The organism is Burkholderia sp. BCC0506, from assembly GCF_902833145.1.
Lineage (GTDB): Bacteria > Pseudomonadota > Gammaproteobacteria > Burkholderiales > Burkholderiaceae > Burkholderia.
Window position 1 is genome coordinate 230417 of the sequence record NZ_CADFEN010000010.1, and the last position, 16282, is coordinate 246698.

The following is a 16282-nucleotide window of genomic DNA, read 5'->3' on the forward strand; positions in this document are numbered from 1 at the left end:
GGCGCTACAATGGTCGCCGTGTTTGACTCGCCCCATGGATGCCTGTCGCGATGCGGATTCTGCTTGTCGAAGATGATCGAATGATTGCCGAGGGCGTGCGCAAGGCGCTGCGCTCGGACGGCTTTGCGGTCGACTGGGTGCAGGACGGCGACGCGGCGCTCACGGCGCTCGGCGGCGAGACGTACGATCTGCTGCTGCTCGATCTCGGCCTGCCGAAGCGCGACGGCATCGACGTGCTGCGCGCGCTGCGCGGGCGCGGGCTGTCGCTGCCGGTGCTGATCGTCACCGCGCGCGATGCCGTCGCCGATCGCGTGAAGGGGCTCGACGCGGGCGCCGACGACTACCTCGTCAAGCCGTTCGATCTCGACGAGCTCGGCGCGCGGATGCGCGCGCTGATCCGCCGCCAGGCCGGCCGCAGCGAGTCGCTGATCCGCCACGGCGCGCTGACGCTCGATCCCGCGTCGCACCAGGTCACGCTCGACGGCGCGCCCGTCGCGCTGTCCGCGCGCGAGTTCGCGCTGCTCGAGGCGCTGCTCGCGCGGCCGGGCGCGGTGTTGTCGAAGAGCCAGCTCGAGGAGAAGATGTACGGCTGGGGCGAGGAGATCGGCAGCAACACGGTCGAGGTCTATATCCACGCGCTGCGCAAGAAGCTCGGCTCGGACCTGATCCGCAACGTGCGCGGGCTCGGCTACATGGTCGTCAAGGAAAGCTGACGCGTGCGGTCGATTCGTCATCAATTGCTGATCTGGCTGCTCGCGATCGTCGTCGCGGGCGTGGGCATGGCGGGCTGGCTCATCTACCGGCAGGCGCTCGCCGAGGCGAACGAGCTGTTCGACTACCAGTTGCAGGAAATCGCCGCGGCGCTGCCGTCGGAGCCGTTCTCGCAGGTGTTCGGCTCGCGCACCAACGGCGACGAAGGCATCGTGATCCAGATCTGGAATCGCAACGGCGTGCTGATGTACTTCTCGCATCCGCGTGCGCCGATCGCGCCGCGCGCGGAGCTCGGCTTCTCGACCGAGCGCACCGATCGCGGCGAATGGCGCGTGTACGGCGCGATCGTCGGCGACAACGTCGTGCAGCTCGCGCAGCCGCTGTCGGTGCGCAACCGGCTCGCGGCGAACGTCGCGTTGCGCACGCTGTGGCCGCTGATCGTGCTGCTGCCGTTCCTCGGCGCGGCCGTGTGGGGAATCGTCGGGCGCGGGCTCGCGCCGCTCGGCCGCGTGACGCGCGCGGTCGAGGCGCGCCGGCCGGAAGCGCTCGATCCGCTGCCCGACGCGCGCCTGCCGCTCGAGGTGCAGCCGCTCGTGCGCGCGCTGAACGGGCTGCTCGCGCGGCTGTCGTCGGCGCTCGACACGCAGAAGGCGTTCGTCGCCGACGCCGCGCACGAATTGCGCACGCCGCTCGCGGCCGTGCAGATCCAGGCGCAGCTCGTCGCGCGCGCGAAGGACGATGCATCGCGCCGCGACGCGATCGCGGATCTCCAGGACGGCGTGTCGCGCGCGACGCGCCTCACCGAGCAACTGCTCGCGCTCGCGCGCGCCGAGCCGGACGGCGCGACGATGCGCGAGCCGGTCGACCTGCAGGCGCTGCTCGCCGAATGCGTGGCTGCGCACGCGCCGCTCGCGCAGCGGCGCGACATCGATCTCGGCTTCGAGGAAACGCACGCGGCGAGCGTCGTCGCGGACGTCGGCGCGCTGCGCGTGATGTTCGGCAACCTGCTCGACAACGCGGTGAAGTACACGCCGGACGGCGGCCGCATCGACGTGTCGTTGACGCGCGACGCGGCCGGCCGCGCGTGCGTGCAGATCGCCGACAGCGGGCCCGGCATTCCGGCCGACGAGCGCGAGCGCGTGTTCGACCGCTTCTATCGCGACAGCACGGCGCGGGCACGCACCGACGTGTCGGGCAGCGGGCTCGGGCTCGCGATCGTCAAGCGCGTGGCGGCGCAGCAGAGCGCGACGGTGTCGCTCGGCGATGCGGCCGCGGGCGGCCTGCTCGTCAGCGTCGTGTTCCGCGATGCCGAGATGCCGGCCCCGGCGCCGCAGCGTTCCGAATCCGTCTGAAGGGGCCCCGGCGACGGCGTGCGGGCCGGGCGCCGGCAGCCGCTTAAGCCTCGCTTAAGGCTGATTAAGCCTCCTTTAAGTCAGGGTCGTTACGCTGCGTCCTAACAACGAGGAGGTCCTACGATGAACACCCGATTCCTTGCGCGCGGCACCGTCGCGGTCGCCGTGGCGGCCGCCCTGTCGGCAGGCTATTTCGCCGGCACCCGCCGCGCCGATCCGCAGATCATCACGCCCGCGCAGGCCGCCATGATGCCGGCCGAAGCCGCCGCCAAGACCGGCATTCCCGATTTCTCCGGGCTCGTCGAGACCTACGGCCCGGCGGTCGTGAACATCAGCGCGAAGCATGTCGTGAAGCAGGTGTCGCGGCGCGTGCCGCAGCCGCAGCTGCCGATCGATCCGAGCGACCCGTTCTACCAGTTCTTCAAGCACTTCTACGGCCAGGTGCCGGGCATGGGCGGCGACGCGCAGCCGGACGACCAGCCGAGCGCGAGCCTCGGTTCGGGCTTCGTCATCAGCTCCGACGGGTACATCCTCACCAATGCGCACGTGATCGACGGCGCGAACGTCGTCACGGTCAAGCTGACCGACAAGCGCGAATACAAGGCGAAGGTCGTCGGCGCCGACAAGCAGTCCGACGTCGCCGTGCTGAAGATCGATGCGAGCGGCCTGCCGACCGTGAAGATCGGCGACCCGGCGCAGAGCAAGGTCGGCCAGTGGGTCGTCGCGATCGGCTCGCCGTACGGCTTCGACAACACGGTCACGTCGGGCATCATCAGCGCGAAGTCGCGCGCGCTGCCGGACGAGAACTACACGCCGTTCATCCAGACCGACGTGCCGGTGAACCCCGGCAATTCGGGCGGCCCGCTGTTCAACCTGCAGGGCGAGGTGATCGGCATCAACTCGATGATCTACTCGCAGACGGGCGGCTTCCAGGGCCTGTCGTTCGCGATCCCGATCAACGAGGCGATCAAGGTGAAGGACGAGCTCGTGAAGACGGGCCACGTGAGCCGCGGCCGTCTCGGCGTGGCCGTGCAGGGGCTGAACCAGACGCTCGCGAGCTCGTTCGGGCTGCAGAAGCCGGACGGCGCGCTCGTCAGCTCGGTCGACCCGAACGGGCCGGCCGCGAAGGCCGGGCTGCAGCCGGGCGACGTGATCCTGTCGGTCAACGGCGCGCCCGTCGCCGATTCGACGTCGCTGCCCGCGCAGATCGCGAACCTGAAGCCGGGCTCGAAGGCCGACCTGCAGATCTGGCGCGACAAGTCGAAGAAGTCGATCAGCGTGACGCTCGGTGCGATGACCGATGCGAAGCTCGCGTCGAACGACGGCGGGCCGGTCGAGCAGGGCCGCCTGGGCGTCGCGGTGCGTCCGCTGTCGCCGCAGGAGCGCAGCGCCGACAACCTGTCGCACGGGCTGATCGTGCAGCAGGCGACGGGGCCGGCCGCCAACGCGGGCATCCAGCCCGGCGACGTGATCCTCGCGGTCAACGGCCGCCCGGTCACGAGCCCCGAGCAGTTGCGCGACGCGGTGAAGGGCGCGGGCAACAGTCTTGCTCTGCTGATCCAGCGCGACAATGCACAGATCTTCGTGCCGGTCGACCTGAGCTGACCGGCAACGGCCGACGGCCGGCCTGACCGGCCGCGGCGGGCGCCGCCGCCGTTCGATCGCGCGACGTTGCGCCCGTATGTGTTCCGACCCCAAGGAGAGAGCCATGCAATATCTACGCAACGTGTCCCGATTTGCCGTCGCCGCGGCACTGAGCGCCGGCCTCGCAGCCGGCGCGACCGGCGCGTACGCGCAGTCGGACGGCTTGCCGGCCGCGCGCCAGCAGGGCGACGTCACCTTCGTGTCCGGCGGCGTCGGGCAGGACGAATCGACGGCGTTCCAGCGCAACGAGGCGCAGTGGCCGCTGGCGCTGCGCTTCACCGGCAAGGGCGGCGAGTTCCTGGCCGACGTGCATGTCCGGATCGTCGACGGCAAGGGCGCCGAAGTGCTGAAAACCGACGCACGCGGGCCGTACATGCTCGTGAAGGTGCCGCCGGGGCGCTATACGGTGCATGCGTCGTACCAGGGCAGCGACGAATCGCGCGCCGTCACGGTCGGCGCGAAGGGCGGCGCGAAAGCCGCGTTCCAGTGGAGCGCGCAGTAACCTACCGCGCGCGGCCCGGGCCCGGCCGCGCAATCGGACGAAGTTTCGCCCATAATGAAAGCCACGGCATGCGTGCCGTGGCTTTTTCGTTTCCTGCCCGGCCTGGCGGCCGCCCGAAGGAGAAACGATGTCCGATCCAGCCGACCCTCGACTCGAAATCGTGCCGAACCGTCATCGCGTGCGCGTGATCCACCGCGGCATCACCTATGCCGATTCGCACGGCGCGCTGACCGTGCGTGAGGCGGGGCTCCCGGACATCCATTACCTGCCGCGCCGCGACGTCAACATGCGCCGGCTCGTGAAATCGGGCGTCACGACGGCCTGCCCGTTCAGGGGGCAAGCCGTGCATTTCGACTTGCAGACGGAAGACGGCGTGATCGAGAACGCCGCATGGAGTTACGAAGAACCGAAGGAGGCGGCGGCCGTGCTCGCGCACTACGTCGCCTTCGACGTCGCACGGGTCGACAGTCTCGTCGAGACGTCCTGATGCGGCGTGCGTTCATCGGGGAGGCGTCATGGAACTGAACGACACGTTACGCGTACCGCTCGCGCCGCCTGTCGTGCGGGATGCGCTGGAGGATCTCGCGCTGCTGCGCGCGAGCTTCGATCATTGCGAATCGTTCGTGAAGCTCGCGCACGGCGAGTTCGCGCTGACGATCACGGTACCGCTCGGCCCGCTGCGTGCCCGCTACGACGTGCGCGCGCATGCGGTCGCCGAGCAGGGCGACGCGCAAGGGCAGCCGCGCCGCGTGCTCAACTTCAAGGCGCGCGCCGACGGCCTCGGCGCGCTGCGCGGCCAGGTCGAACTCGTGCTGATGCCGGATGACGATGCGACGGCCACGCGAATCGAGTACGTGGTCTGGGCGACGGCGAGCGGGCCGCTCGCCGAGTTGCCGGCGCGGCAGATCGACAATGCGCTGCGCGAATGGACCGACACGTTCTTCCGCGAATTCTGCGCGGTCGTGCAGGCGAAGCACGGGCTCGCGCCGAATCGTGCGAGCGCCGCCGCGCAGCGGCGCCAGCATGTATTTCTGCGGCCGGCATCGCTGGTGGCCGCGACGAAACGTTCGATATCGCCGCATCTGGGCGGCGCGCTGAGCGGGCGTGCCGCGACCGCGCTCCCGCATCGCGATTCCGGCACGGTGCCCGTATGGGCCTGGGCGGCGATGATCGTGTTCGTCGCGCTGCTGCTTTACGCGACGCGCTGGATCAACGGCGGCTAGGAGCCGGCGGCAACCCCGTTATCGGCGCGAACAGGCCCTGAGCGGCTGCCTGCTTCCCGCGCGGCGGCTGTTACCGCCCCGCGTGGGCACCGGCGCCGGCGCCGCGAAACTCCCTTCGATACGCAGACGGCGACGTGCCGAGCGCGCCCGCGAAATGCTGGCGCAGCGACACGCTCGAGCCGTAGCCGGCCGCCTGCGCGATCGCGTCGATCGATTGTCCGGTGGTTTCGAGCAGATGCTGCGCGCGCGCGAGCCGCTCGGCCTGCAGCCATGCGGTGACGGTCGTGCCCGTCGCCTGGCGGAAGCGGCGCGTGAACGTGCGCCGGCTCATCAGTACGCGTTCGGCGAGCGAATCGACGCTGTGCGCGGCGTCGAGATGGGCGCGCACCCAGTCGAGCAGGCCCGCGAGCCGCGCGTCGCGCGGGTGCGCGGCGACCGGCTGCGGCACGTACTGGGCTTGCCCGCCCTGGCGATGCGGCGGGATCACGAGGCGGCGCGCGATCCGGTTCGCGGCGTCCGAGCCGAAGCGTCGGCGCACGACGTGCAGGCAGCAGTCGAGGCCCGCGGCCGTGCCGGCCGACGTCATCAGGTTGCCGTCGTCCACGTACAGCACGTCGGGATCGAGGTTCACGCGCGGAAAGCGCCGGGCGAAATCCTCGGCCCACGCCCAGTGCGTGGTGGCCGGGCGGCCGTCGAGCAGGCCGGCCGCCGCGAGCACGTAGGCGCCGAGGCAGAGGCCGACGAGCTGCGCGCCGCGCGCGGCGGCCGCGCGGACGGCATCGAGCAGCGCGTCGGGCGGCGCTTCGTCCGGGTCGCGCCACGAAGGCACGATCACGATGTCCGCATCGTCGAGCGCGTCGAGCCCGTGCGGCGCGGTGATCGTGAAGCCGCCCGTCGTCGCGAGCGGGCCGCGCTCGGCCGAGCAGACGCGGAACTCGAACGCGGGCGACGCGGCCGCGTTGCGTTCCTTCGCGAACACGATCGACGGCACCGACAGGTGGAACGGGCTGATGCCGTCGTACGCGATCACGGCGACGACGGTCGGAACCGACGAGGCGGACGAAGCGGACGAGGTGGGCGAGGCGGACGAGGTGGGCGAGGTGGGCGAAGCGGACGAGGCGGACGAGGCGGACGAGGCGGCGGCGAGCATGGCGGACTCCGCGGAGGCGATGGCCCGATTCTATCGAAGAATGGCCATCGGGCCACTATCGGCGCCGGTCGCGCGGCCCGACAATGCATCGCATCGCGCTGCTGGCCGCCCCGCGCCGGGGCGGGGCAGCGCCTCCCGACCAGGAGCCCGTCATGTCGAACGCCGTCCCCCATTTCGCTTCCCGTCCCGCTGCCCGCCGCGCACTGATCGTGATCGACGTGCAGAACGAATACGTGACGGGCAACCTGCCGATCGAATATCCGCCGCTCGACGTGTCGCTCGCGAACATCGGCCGCGCGATCGACGCCGCGCACGCGGCCGGCGTGCCGGTGATCGTGGTTCAGCACGTCGCGCCGGCCGGCGCGCCGATCTTCGCGCCCGGCACCGACGGCGTCGCGCTGCACGCGGTGGTCGCGAGCCGGCCGTACGCGCACCGGATCGAGAAGGCGCAGGCGAGCTCGTTCGCCGGCACCGATCTCGCCGCGTGGCTCGATGCGCACGGGATCGACACGCTCACGGTGGCCGGCTACATGACGCACAACTGCAATGCGTCGACGGTCTACCACGCGGCGCATGCGGGGCTGAAGGTCGAGTACCTGAATGACGCGACGGGCGCGCTGCCTTACGAGAACGAAGCGGGCGCGGCGAGCGCCGAAGAGATTCACCGCGCGTATGCGGTGGTGTTCCAGTCGAATTTCGCGGCGGTGATGTCGACCGACGCGTGGATCGCGGGACTCGCCGGCGCGCCGGTGCCGGCGCGCGACTCGGTGGCCGCGTCGAACCGGCGGGCCCGCGCGCGGCGCGCGAAGGCGGCCTGACCCGGCACGGCGCCGGGGGGCGCGATGCGCCGCGCGGTCAGTCGCGGTCCTTCAGCATCGCCGGGCTGTAGCGCAGCATGTCGAAGCAGCCGTCGACGAGTTTTTCCGCATGCTGCTCGGCGTCGATCTCGTCGGGCAGCATCAGCATGTCGCGCACGAACCCGCTGACGAGCGTGTGCAGCATCAGCGTCGCGCGCCACGTGTCGAGCCGCTCGGGCAGCAGCTTGAGCCCCACGGCTACCGCGAGATCGGCGTCGATCATGTGCAGCGCCTCGCTCATCCCCGCGCGGTTGCGTTGCAGCAGCGGCTCCATGTCCGCGACGTACTCGCACTTCATGAACAGGACGCTGAACACGCGGCGCAACTGCGGGTCGCGCTGCACGCCGAGCAGGCACCAGATCAGGATCTGGCGCACCTTCTCGAGCGGATTGCCGCCCGGCGCGTCGTGCGGCATCCGCTTCAGTTCGTCGATCGGCAGGAACACGCGGTCGAACATCGCATCGAACAGCTCGCTCTTGTTCGCGAAATGCCAGTAGATCGCGCCGCGCGTCACGCCGGCGTGCTGGGCGATGTCCGCGAGCGACGTGTGCGACACGCCTTTCTCGAAGAACACGTGTTCGGCGGCGTCGAGAATGCGATTGCGTGTCTCGAGCGCCTCCTCCTTGGTACGTCTGACCATGTGCAGGCCTGATTGGATCGATCGTCGGTGAATATAGGGTCCGTAACCCCTCGCCGCCGTCATGCAGACCGGCTATGCTTGCTGCTGGTAACAATCTGTAAGACTGAACGGTCGACGGAGTACAAACGGGCTTTTTACATACATTCGTGAATGTATATACAATACGCGGCATCCCCGTCGGCACGGAGGTCTCGTGCCGACGTGCTGTATCTGGCAGTCCGTAATTCAGGTGTTCGATCTGCGCCGCGAGGCGCATCCGTGTTGCGCTCCGGTCGGGCGCGGCACTTATTCCATTGGTTATACACAGAGGTCGCTCCATGCGCGTCGAACGGGTTCCATACCGCTTAATCACTGTCGCGACGGCCGCCGTTTTCCTGGCCGCGTGCGGGAAAAAAGAATCGGCACCGCCGCCGCAAACGCCGGAAGTCGGCGTCGTCACCGTCCAGCCGCAAGCCGTACCGGTTTTCACCGAACTGCCGGGCCGCACCAGTGCGTTCCTCGTCGCGCAGGTTCGCGCGCGGGTCGACGGCATCGTGCTGCGCCGCGAATTTACCGAAGGCACCGACGTGAAGGCCGGCCAGCGCCTCTACAAGATCGATCCGGCGCCGTACATCGCGCAGCTGAACAGTGCGAAGGCGACGCTCGCGAAGGCGCAGGCGAACCTCGTCACGCAGAACGCGCTGGTCGCGCGCTACAAGGTGCTGGTCGCCGCGAACGCGGTCAGCAAGCAGGACTACGACAACGCGGTCGCCACGCAAGGGCAGGCCGCGGCGGACGTCGCGGCCGGCAAGGCGGCGGTCGACACCGCGCAGATCAACCTCGGTTACACGGATGTCGTGTCGCCGATCACCGGCCGCGTCGGCATCTCGCAGGTGACGCCGGGCGCGTACGTGCAGGCGAGCCAGGCGACGCTGATGTCGACGGTGCAGCAGCTCGATCCGGTGTACGTGGACCTCACGCAGTCGAGCCTCGAAGGGCTGAAGCTGCGCCAGGACGTGCAGAGCGGGCGCCTGAAGACGAGCGGCCCGGGCGCGGCGAAGGTATCGCTGATCCTGGAAGACGGCAAGACCTATTCGGAAGCCGGCAAGCTGCAGTTCTCGGACGTGACGGTCGACCAGACCACCGGTTCGGTGACGATCCGCGCGGTGTTCCCGAACCCGAACCGCGTGCTGCTGCCGGGCATGTTCGTGCGCGCACGGATCGAGGAAGGCGTGAACGAGAACGCGTTCCTGGTGCCGCAGATCGGCGTCACGCACGACCAGAAGGGGCAGGCGATCGCGATGGTGGTGAACGCCAGCAACAAGGTCGAGCCGCGTCCGCTGAAGACGACCGGCATGCAAGGCCAGAACTGGATCGTCGAAGGCGGTCTGCAGGCGGGCGATCACGTGATCGTGCAGGGCGTCGACAAGGTGCGCCCGGGCGCGACCGTGAAGACGGTCCCCGCGCAGCTCGCGCCGGCGGCCGATGCCGCCTCGGGCGCTGCTGCCCCCGCCGCGCCGGCCGCTGCCGGTTCCGGCGCCGCTGCCGCTTCCGGTGCCGCCGCATCGGGCGCCGCGCCGGCGAGTGCCGCCGCTGCGTCGAGCGCGCAATAACAGGGAGCCTGCTTCATGGCAAAGTTTTTTATCGATCGCCCGATCTTCGCGTGGGTGATCGCCATCATCCTGATGCTGGCCGGGGTTGCGGCGATCTTCACGCTGCCGATCTCGCAGTATCCGACGATCGCGCCGCCATCGATCCAGATCACCGCGAACTACCCGGGCGCTTCCGCGAAGACGGTGGAAGACACGGTGACGCAGGTGATCGAGCAGCAGATGAGCGGTCTCGACAACTTCCTGTACATGTCGTCGACGAGTGACGACTCGGGCAACGCAACGATTACGCTGACCTTCGCGCCGGGCACCAACGCCGACATCGCGCAGGTCCAGGTGCAGAACAAGCTGTCGCTCGCGACGCCGGTTCTGCCGCAGGTCGTGCAGCAGCTCGGTCTGTCGGTCACGAAGTCGAGCAGCAGCTTCCTGCTGGTGCTCGCCTTCAACTCCGAAGACGGCAGCATGAACAAGTACGACCTCGCGAACTTCGTGGCGTCGCACGTGAAGGATCCGATCAGCCGGCTGAACGGCGTCGGTACCGTCACGCTGTTCGGCTCGCAGTACGCGATGCGGATCTGGCTCGACCCGAACCGCCTGACCAACTACGGCCTCACGCCGGTCGACGTCAGCTCGGCGATCGCCGCGCAGAACGTGCAGATCGCGGGCGGCCAGATCGGCGGCACGCCGGCGAAGCCGGGCACCATGCTGCAAGCGACGATCACCGAATCGACGCTGCTGCAGACGCCCGAGCAGTTCGGCAACATCCTGCTGAAGGTCAACCAGGACGGCTCGCAGGTTCGCCTGAAGGACGTCTCGAAGATCGAGCTCGGCGGCGAAAACTACAACTTCGACACGAAGTACAACGGTCAGCCGACCGCGGCACTCGGTATCCAGCTCGCGACCAACGCGAACGCGCTCGCGACCGCGAAGGCCGTGCGCGCGAAGATCGACGAGCTCGCACCGTTCTTCCCGCACGGCCTGGTCGTCAAGTATCCGTACGACACGACGCCGTTCGTGAAGCTGTCGATCGAGGAAGTGGTCAAGACGCTGCTCGAAGGTATCGTGCTCGTGTTCCTCGTGATGTATCTGTTCCTGCAGAACCTGCGGGCGACGATCATCCCGACGATCGCGGTGCCGGTCGTGCTGCTCGGTACGTTCGCGATCATGTCGATGGTCGGCTTCTCGATCAACACGCTGTCGATGTTCGGTCTCGTGCTCGCGATCGGCCTGCTGGTCGACGATGCGATCGTGGTGGTCGAGAACGTCGAGCGCGTGATGGCGGAAGAGGGGCTGTCGCCGAAGGAGGCGACCCGCAAGGCGATGGGCCAGATCACCGGCGCGCTCGTCGGCGTGGCGCTCGTGCTGTCGGCGGTGTTCGTGCCGGTGGCGTTCTCCGGCGGCTCGGTCGGCGCGATCTATCGTCAGTTCTCGCTGACGATCGTGTCGGCGATGGTGCTGTCGGTGCTGGTCGCGTTGATTCTGACGCCGGCGCTGTGCGCGACGATCCTCAAGCCGATCCCGCAAGGGCATCACGAAGAGAAGAAGGGCTTCTTCGGCTGGTTCAACCGCACGTTCAACAACAGCCGCGACAAGTACCACGTCGGCGTGCACCACGTGATCAAGCGCTCGGGCCGCTGGCTCATCATCTATCTGGTCGTGATCGTCGCGGTCGGGCTGCTGTTCGTGCGCCTGCCGAAGTCGTTCCTGCCCGACGAAGACCAGGGCCTGATGTTCGTGATCGTGCAGACGCCGTCGGGTTCGACGCAGGAAACGACCGCGAAGACGCTCGCGAACATTTCCGACTACCTGCTGAAGGACGAGAAGGAAATCGTCGAGTCGGCGTTCACGGTCAACGGCTTCAGCTTCGCGGGCCGCGGCCAGAACTCGGGTCTCGTGTTCGTGCGCCTGAAGGACTATGCGCAGCGTCAGCATGCGAACCAGAAGGTGCAGGCGCTGATCGGCCGGATGTTCGGGCGCTACGCGGGCTACAAGGACGCGCTCGTGATTCCGTTCAACCCGCCGTCGATTCCGGAACTCGGTACGGCCGCCGGCTTCGACTTCGAGCTGACGGACAACGCCGGTCTCGGTCACGACGCGCTGATGGCCGCACGTAACCAGCTGCTCGGGATGGCTTCGAAGGATCCGACGCTGCAGGGTGTCCGTCCGAACGGCCTGAACGATACGCCGCAGTACAAGGTCAACATCGACCGCGAGAAGGCGAATGCGCTCGGCGTGACGGCGGATGCGATCGACCAGACGTTCTCGATCGCGTGGGCGTCGCAGTACGTGAACAACTTCCTCGACACCGACGGCCGGATCAAGAAGGTGTACGTGCAGGCCGACGCGCCGTTCCGGATGACGCCGGAAGACATGAACATCTGGTACGTGCGCAACAGCTCGGGCGGGATGGTGCCATTCAGTGCGTTCTCCAGCGGCCACTGGATCTACGGGTCGCCGAAGCTCGAGCGCTACAACGGCGTGTCGGCGATGGAAATCCAGGGTCAGGCCGCGCCGGGCAAGTCGACCGGTCAGGCGATGGCCGCGATGGAAACGCTCGCGAAGAAGCTGCCGGTCGGTATCGGCTATTCGTGGACGGGCCTGTCGTTCCAGGAAATTCAGTCCGGCTCGCAGGCGCCGATCCTGTATGCGATCTCGATCCTCGTCGTGTTCCTGTGTCTCGCGGCGCTGTATGAAAGCTGGTCGATCCCGTTCTCGGTGATCATGGTCGTGCCGCTCGGCGTGATCGGCGCGCTGCTCGCGGCCACGCTGCGCGGCCTCGAGAACGACGTGTTCTTCCAGGTTGGCCTGCTGACCACCGTGGGCCTGTCCGCGAAGAACGCGATCCTGATCGTCGAGTTCGCGCGCGAACTGCAGCAGACGGAGAAGATGGGGCCGATCGAGGCCGCGCTGGAAGCGGCGCGCCTGCGGCTGCGTCCGATCCTGATGACGTCGCTCGCGTTCATTCTCGGCGTGCTGCCGCTCGCGATCAGCAACGGTGCGGGTTCGGCGAGCCAGCACGCGATCGGTACGGGCGTGATCGGCGGGATGATCACGGCGACGTTCCTCGCGATCTTCATGATCCCGATGTTCTTCGTGAAGATCCGTGCGATCTTCAGCGGCGAGAAGGAAGACGTCGACGAGGCGCTGCGCCTGGCTCAGGAGCACTCGCACCACGAAGAGAAGCCGGGCAACGGCGACGAAGGCAACAAGGGACAGTGATGATGCAAAAACACGCTTTGACTGCAATCGCAGTCGCGCTCCTTGCCACGGGCTGCACGATGGCGCCGCATTACAAGCGGCCCGACGCACCCGTCGCGCAGGCGTACCCGGCCGGCGGCGTCTACGCGACGCAGCCGGGTGCGGCCGGCGCGCGCAGCGCGAACGGCCAGGCGGCGACTGCCATCGGCTGGCGCGAGTTCTTCGTCGATCCGCGCCTGCAGCGGCTCATCGAGATCGCGCTGAAGAACAACCGCGACCTGCGCGTGTCGGTGCTCAACATCGAGGCGGCGCGTGCGCAGTACCAGATCACGCGCGCCGGGCTGTTCCCGACGCTCGACGGCACAGGCACGGGCAATATCCAGCGCGTGCCGCAGGGGCTGTCGCAGACGGGGGCGCCGTACATCTCGCGCGCCTACAACGTCGGCCTGTCGGCGTCGTGGGAGCTCGATCTGTTCGGCCGCGTGCAGAGCCTGAAGGACCAGGCGCTCGCGCAATACCTGTCGACGTCGTATGCCCGGCAGGCATCGGAAATCTCGCTGGTGTCGCAGGTGGCCGACCAGTACCTGACGCTGCTGTCGACCGACGAGCTGCTGAAGGTCACGGAAGACACGCTGAAGTCCGCCCAGGGGCAGTACGACCTGACGAAGCTGCGCTTCGACAACGGCACGGGCTCCGAGCTCGAGCTGCGGCAGGCTCAGACGGTGGTCGAGCAGGCGCTCGCGAACCAGCAGGCGCAGGCGCGTGCGCGTGCGCAGGCGCTGAACTATCTGGTGCTGCTGATCGGCGAGCCGCTGCCGGACGATCTGCCGGCGGGCATGCCGCTCGACGCGCAGAACCTGCTGACGGACGTGCCGGCCGGCCTGCCGTCGGATCTGCTCACGCGCCGTCCGGACGTGATGCAGGCCGAGCAGGCGCTGCTGGCCGCGAACGCGAACATCGGCGCGGCGCGCGCGGCGTTCTTCCCGAAGATCTCGCTGACGGGCGCGTTCGGCACCGGCAGCCCGACGCTCGGCGGCCTGTTCAAGGCCGGTACGGCGGCATGGTCGTTCGCGCCGCAGATCACGATGCCGATCTTCGAAGGCGGACAGAACATCGCGAACCTGAACCTCGCGCATGTGCAGAAGCGCATCGAGATTGCCAACTACGAGAAGGCGATCCAGTCGGCGTTCCGCGAAGTGGCGGACGGTCTCGCCGCGCGCGGCACGTACGACCAGCAGATCGCGGCGCTCGAGCGCAACGAGCATGCGCAGCAGCGCCGCTTCGACCTGTCGGACCTGCGCTACAAGAATGGCGTCGACAGCTACCTGACGGTGCTGACCGCGCAGACGGATCTGTACGCCGCGCAGCAGTCGTTGATCAATGCCCGTCTGGCACGCTGGACGAATCTGGTCGACCTGTACCGCGCACTGGGCGGCGGCTGGATCCAGCGCGCCGGCGAAGTGCCGCGCGCACCGGATGCACCGGTCGACTACGACAAGGCGGCCGCGCCTGCGCCTGCATCGGCAACGGCGACGAACGGGTAAGCGCGAAGAAGGGCAGGCGCGGCTTGCCGCACCTGCGCTTCAACCCGTTGTATGCGCAACAGAAAACGCCACGGACGAAAGTTCGTGGCGTTTTCTTTTGCGCGGTCGAATCGTGCGGGAGGCCGTTGTCGTCGTGACGACAGGTGTGGCGCGTTCCACTGGCGCCGATCACGTCAATCGCGCCGATCCACACCGATCCGCGCGGTCGGCCGGCATTGCGCATCGCGCCACCGGCGCCCCGCCTGCTCGCGAGAATCGAGATTGCTTGAGCCTGACGCGTGGTCAAGAATTCCCAAAACAAAACGCCACGGCATGCCGTGGCGTTCGTCGTTACCGCCTCACGCCATTGCTCGGCGCGGTGCGATCAGTGGTGCACGTCGACGGGGCGGCCGTCGAAATCATGGCCTGCACGCCGAATCTCGCACTTCGCATCCTTTTCGCCTTTCACGCCGTTGAACACGATGTTCAGGATCACGGCCGTCGCCGATGCCAGCAGGATGCCGCTGTGCAGGATCGGTGCGAGCGCGGGCGGCAGCTTCGAGAAGAAGTGCGGCGACACGACCGGCACGAGGCCCATGCCGACGCTCACGGCGACGATGAACAGGTTGTGCGAATTGTTCACGAAGTCGACCTTCGACAGCACCTTGATGCCGTTCGCGGCGACCATCCCGAACATCACGATGCCTGCCCCGCCGAGCACGAACGGCGGCACCGACGCGACGACCTGCGCCATCTTCGGGAACAGGCCGAGCAGCACGAGGATCACGCCGCCCGTCGCGCACACGAAGCGGCTCTTCACGCCCGTCACGCCGATCAGGCCGACGTTCTGCGAGAACGACGTATGCGGGAACGAGTTGAAGATGCCGCCGATCAGCGTGCCGAGGCCGTCGACGCGCAGGCCGCGCACGAGGCGCTCCTGGTCGACCGGGCGATCGACCATGTCGCCGACCGCGAGGAACATGCCGGTCGATTCGATGAACGTGACGAACATCACCGTGACCATCGTCACGATCGACAGCGGGTCGAAGTGCGGCAGGCCGAAGTGGAACGGCATCACGAAGCCGACCCACGGCGCGTGCGCCACGCCGTCGGTATTCACGCGGCCGAGCGCGAATGCGATCACGAAGCCGGCGACGATGCCGAGCAGCACCGAGATGTTCGCGATGAAGCCGCGGCCGTACTTGTTGATCAGCAGGATCAGCGTGAGCACGAGCAGCGACAGGCCGAGATAGACGGGGCTGCCGTACTCGGGATTGCCGACGCCGCCGGCCGCCCAGTTGATGCCCACTTCCATCAGCGACAGCCCGATCACGGCGATCACCGTGCCGACGACCACCGGCGGGAAGAACCGCAACAGCCTGCCGATCATCGGCGCGAGCACGATGCCGATGATGCCGGCGGCGATGGTCGAACCGAAGATGTCGAGAATGCCGAGGCCGGGGTTCGTGCCGATCGCGATCATCGGGCCGACGGCCGCGAACGTGCAGCCCATGATGACGGGCAGGCGGATCCCGAAGATCCACAGGCCGAGCGTCTGGATCAGCGTGGCGATGCCGCACGAAAACAGATCGGCGCTGATCAGGAACGCGATCTGGTCTTTCGGCAGCTTGAGCGCCGCGCCGACGATGAGCGGCACGGCGACGGCGCCGGCGTACATGACGAGGACGTGTTGCAGGCCAAGCGTTACCAGCTTGCCGGTCGGCAGCACCTCATCGCACGGATGGACCGTGTTCGATTGCATCTGTCTCACTCCATGATCTTGTTTTCGGGGTGATACGAAGTTATTCGGAATGAATCCATGCAACAAGAGCACTGGGTTCTATTCCGTTCTTTGCTGGTTCGATATGCCATTTCGGCATGGAGCAGGGAGTC

13 protein-coding genes are annotated in these 16282 nt (G+C 67.9%); 10 read left to right on the forward strand and 3 right to left on the reverse strand.

Annotated features, from left to right (window positions below; translation table 11 throughout):
* Nucleotides 1–50: 50 nt before the first annotated feature.
* The 6 genes from HWX62_RS23395 to HWX62_RS23420 all read left to right on the forward strand — a co-directional run bounded on the left by HWX62_RS23395 (nucleotide 51) and on the right by HWX62_RS23420 (nucleotide 5432).
* Nucleotides 51–713 carry a response regulator gene (locus HWX62_RS23395; protein WP_175927716.1) on the forward strand — a complete coding sequence of 221 codons (663 nt, stop codon included), beginning with the start codon at nucleotides 51–53 and terminating at the stop codon, nucleotides 711–713.
* 3 nt (nucleotides 714–716) lie between these two features.
* Nucleotides 717–2063 carry an ATP-binding protein gene (locus HWX62_RS23400; RefSeq protein WP_175927715.1) on the forward strand — a complete coding sequence of 449 codons (1347 nt, stop codon included), beginning with the start codon at nucleotides 717–719 and terminating at the stop codon, nucleotides 2061–2063.
* 123 nt (nucleotides 2064–2186) lie between these two features.
* Complete coding sequence (locus tag HWX62_RS23405; RefSeq protein ID WP_175927714.1) at nucleotides 2187–3668, forward strand: DegQ family serine endoprotease; 1482 nt, start codon at nucleotides 2187–2189, stop codon at nucleotides 3666–3668.
* Nucleotides 3669–3771: 103 nt separating this feature from the next.
* A complete protein-coding gene (locus HWX62_RS23410) occupies nucleotides 3772–4209 on the forward strand; it encodes a carboxypeptidase-like regulatory domain-containing protein (protein ID WP_175927713.1) in 438 nt (145 codons plus the stop codon).
* Between the two features lie 127 nt (nucleotides 4210–4336).
* Nucleotides 4337–4696: a DUF427 domain-containing protein gene (locus tag HWX62_RS23415; RefSeq protein WP_175927712.1), complete on the forward strand. Its 360-nt coding sequence runs from the start codon at nucleotides 4337–4339 to the stop codon at nucleotides 4694–4696.
* Between the two features lie 28 nt (nucleotides 4697–4724).
* Nucleotides 4725–5432, forward strand: a complete 708-nt coding sequence (locus HWX62_RS23420) for an SRPBCC domain-containing protein (protein ID WP_175927711.1) — start codon at nucleotides 4725–4727, stop codon at nucleotides 5430–5432.
* A gap of 70 nt (nucleotides 5433–5502) precedes the next feature.
* Here HWX62_RS23420 and HWX62_RS23425 read toward each other — a convergent pair whose 3' ends face one another.
* Complete coding sequence (locus HWX62_RS23425) at nucleotides 5503–6582, reverse strand: helix-turn-helix domain-containing protein (protein WP_244136082.1); 1080 nt, start codon at nucleotides 6580–6582, stop codon at nucleotides 5503–5505.
* A 152-nt stretch (nucleotides 6583–6734) separates the two neighbouring features.
* Between HWX62_RS23425 and HWX62_RS23430 the strand changes: the two genes are divergently transcribed.
* The gene (locus HWX62_RS23430; RefSeq protein ID WP_175927709.1) at nucleotides 6735–7400 is read left to right on the forward strand and encodes a cysteine hydrolase family protein; all 666 of its coding nucleotides are present in this window, start codon (nucleotides 6735–6737) and stop codon (nucleotides 7398–7400) included.
* A gap of 37 nt (nucleotides 7401–7437) precedes the next feature.
* Here HWX62_RS23430 and HWX62_RS23435 read toward each other — a convergent pair whose 3' ends face one another.
* A complete protein-coding gene (locus tag HWX62_RS23435; protein ID WP_175927708.1) occupies nucleotides 7438–8079 on the reverse strand; it encodes a TetR family transcriptional regulator in 642 nt (213 codons plus the stop codon).
* A gap of 317 nt (nucleotides 8080–8396) precedes the next feature.
* Here HWX62_RS23435 and HWX62_RS23440 point away from each other — a divergent pair, with 317 nt between their 5' ends.
* The 3 genes from HWX62_RS23440 to HWX62_RS23450 are packed head-to-tail and all read left to right on the forward strand — an operon-like array spanning nucleotide 8397 to nucleotide 14410.
* On the forward strand, nucleotides 8397–9671 hold the full coding sequence (locus tag HWX62_RS23440; RefSeq protein WP_175927707.1) for an efflux RND transporter periplasmic adaptor subunit: 1275 nt from the start codon (nucleotides 8397–8399) through the stop codon (nucleotides 9669–9671).
* Nucleotides 9672–9686: 15 nt separating this feature from the next.
* Nucleotides 9687–12887 carry an efflux RND transporter permease BpeB gene (gene bpeB, locus HWX62_RS23445; protein ID WP_175985240.1) on the forward strand — a complete coding sequence of 1067 codons (3201 nt, stop codon included), beginning with the start codon at nucleotides 9687–9689 and terminating at the stop codon, nucleotides 12885–12887.
* Nucleotides 12887–14410, forward strand: coding sequence for an efflux transporter outer membrane subunit (locus tag HWX62_RS23450; protein ID WP_175927705.1), 1524 nt, complete (start codon nucleotides 12887–12889; stop codon nucleotides 14408–14410). The genes bpeB and HWX62_RS23450 overlap by 1 nt, the downstream gene beginning before the upstream one ends.
* Nucleotides 14411–14774: 364 nt before the next feature.
* On the opposite strand, the gene HWX62_RS23455 is transcribed toward HWX62_RS23450, so the two are convergent.
* Nucleotides 14775–16151 (reverse strand): nucleobase:cation symporter-2 family protein, encoded by a 1377-nt coding sequence (locus tag HWX62_RS23455; RefSeq protein WP_175927704.1) that lies wholly within the window; start codon nucleotides 16149–16151, stop codon nucleotides 14775–14777.
* Nucleotides 16152–16282 lie beyond the last annotated feature (131 nt).

Coding starts and splice junctions, on each gene's coding strand:
- HWX62_RS23430 (WP_175927709.1), top strand. CDS start 6,735: ATGTCGAACGCCGTCCCCCATTTCGCTTCCCGTCCCGCTGCCCGCCGC.
- HWX62_RS23435 (WP_175927708.1), bottom strand. CDS start 8,079: ATGGTCAGACGTACCAAGGAGGAGGCGCTCGAGACACGCAATCGCATT.
- HWX62_RS23410 (WP_175927713.1), top strand. CDS start 3,772: ATGCAATATCTACGCAACGTGTCCCGATTTGCCGTCGCCGCGGCACTG.
- bpeB (WP_175985240.1), top strand. CDS start 9,687: ATGGCAAAGTTTTTTATCGATCGCCCGATCTTCGCGTGGGTGATCGCC.
- HWX62_RS23425 (WP_244136082.1), bottom strand. CDS start 6,582: ATGCTCGCCGCCGCCTCGTCCGCCTCGTCCGCCTCGTCCGCTTCGCCC.
- HWX62_RS23450 (WP_175927705.1), top strand. CDS start 12,887: ATGATGCAAAAACACGCTTTGACTGCAATCGCAGTCGCGCTCCTTGCC.
- HWX62_RS23440 (WP_175927707.1), top strand. CDS start 8,397: ATGCGCGTCGAACGGGTTCCATACCGCTTAATCACTGTCGCGACGGCC.
- HWX62_RS23415 (WP_175927712.1), top strand. CDS start 4,337: ATGTCCGATCCAGCCGACCCTCGACTCGAAATCGTGCCGAACCGTCAT.
- HWX62_RS23395 (WP_175927716.1), top strand. CDS start 51: ATGCGGATTCTGCTTGTCGAAGATGATCGAATGATTGCCGAGGGCGTG.
- HWX62_RS23420 (WP_175927711.1), top strand. CDS start 4,725: ATGGAACTGAACGACACGTTACGCGTACCGCTCGCGCCGCCTGTCGTG.
- HWX62_RS23405 (WP_175927714.1), top strand. CDS start 2,187: ATGAACACCCGATTCCTTGCGCGCGGCACCGTCGCGGTCGCCGTGGCG.
- HWX62_RS23455 (WP_175927704.1), bottom strand. CDS start 16,151: ATGCAATCGAACACGGTCCATCCGTGCGATGAGGTGCTGCCGACCGGC.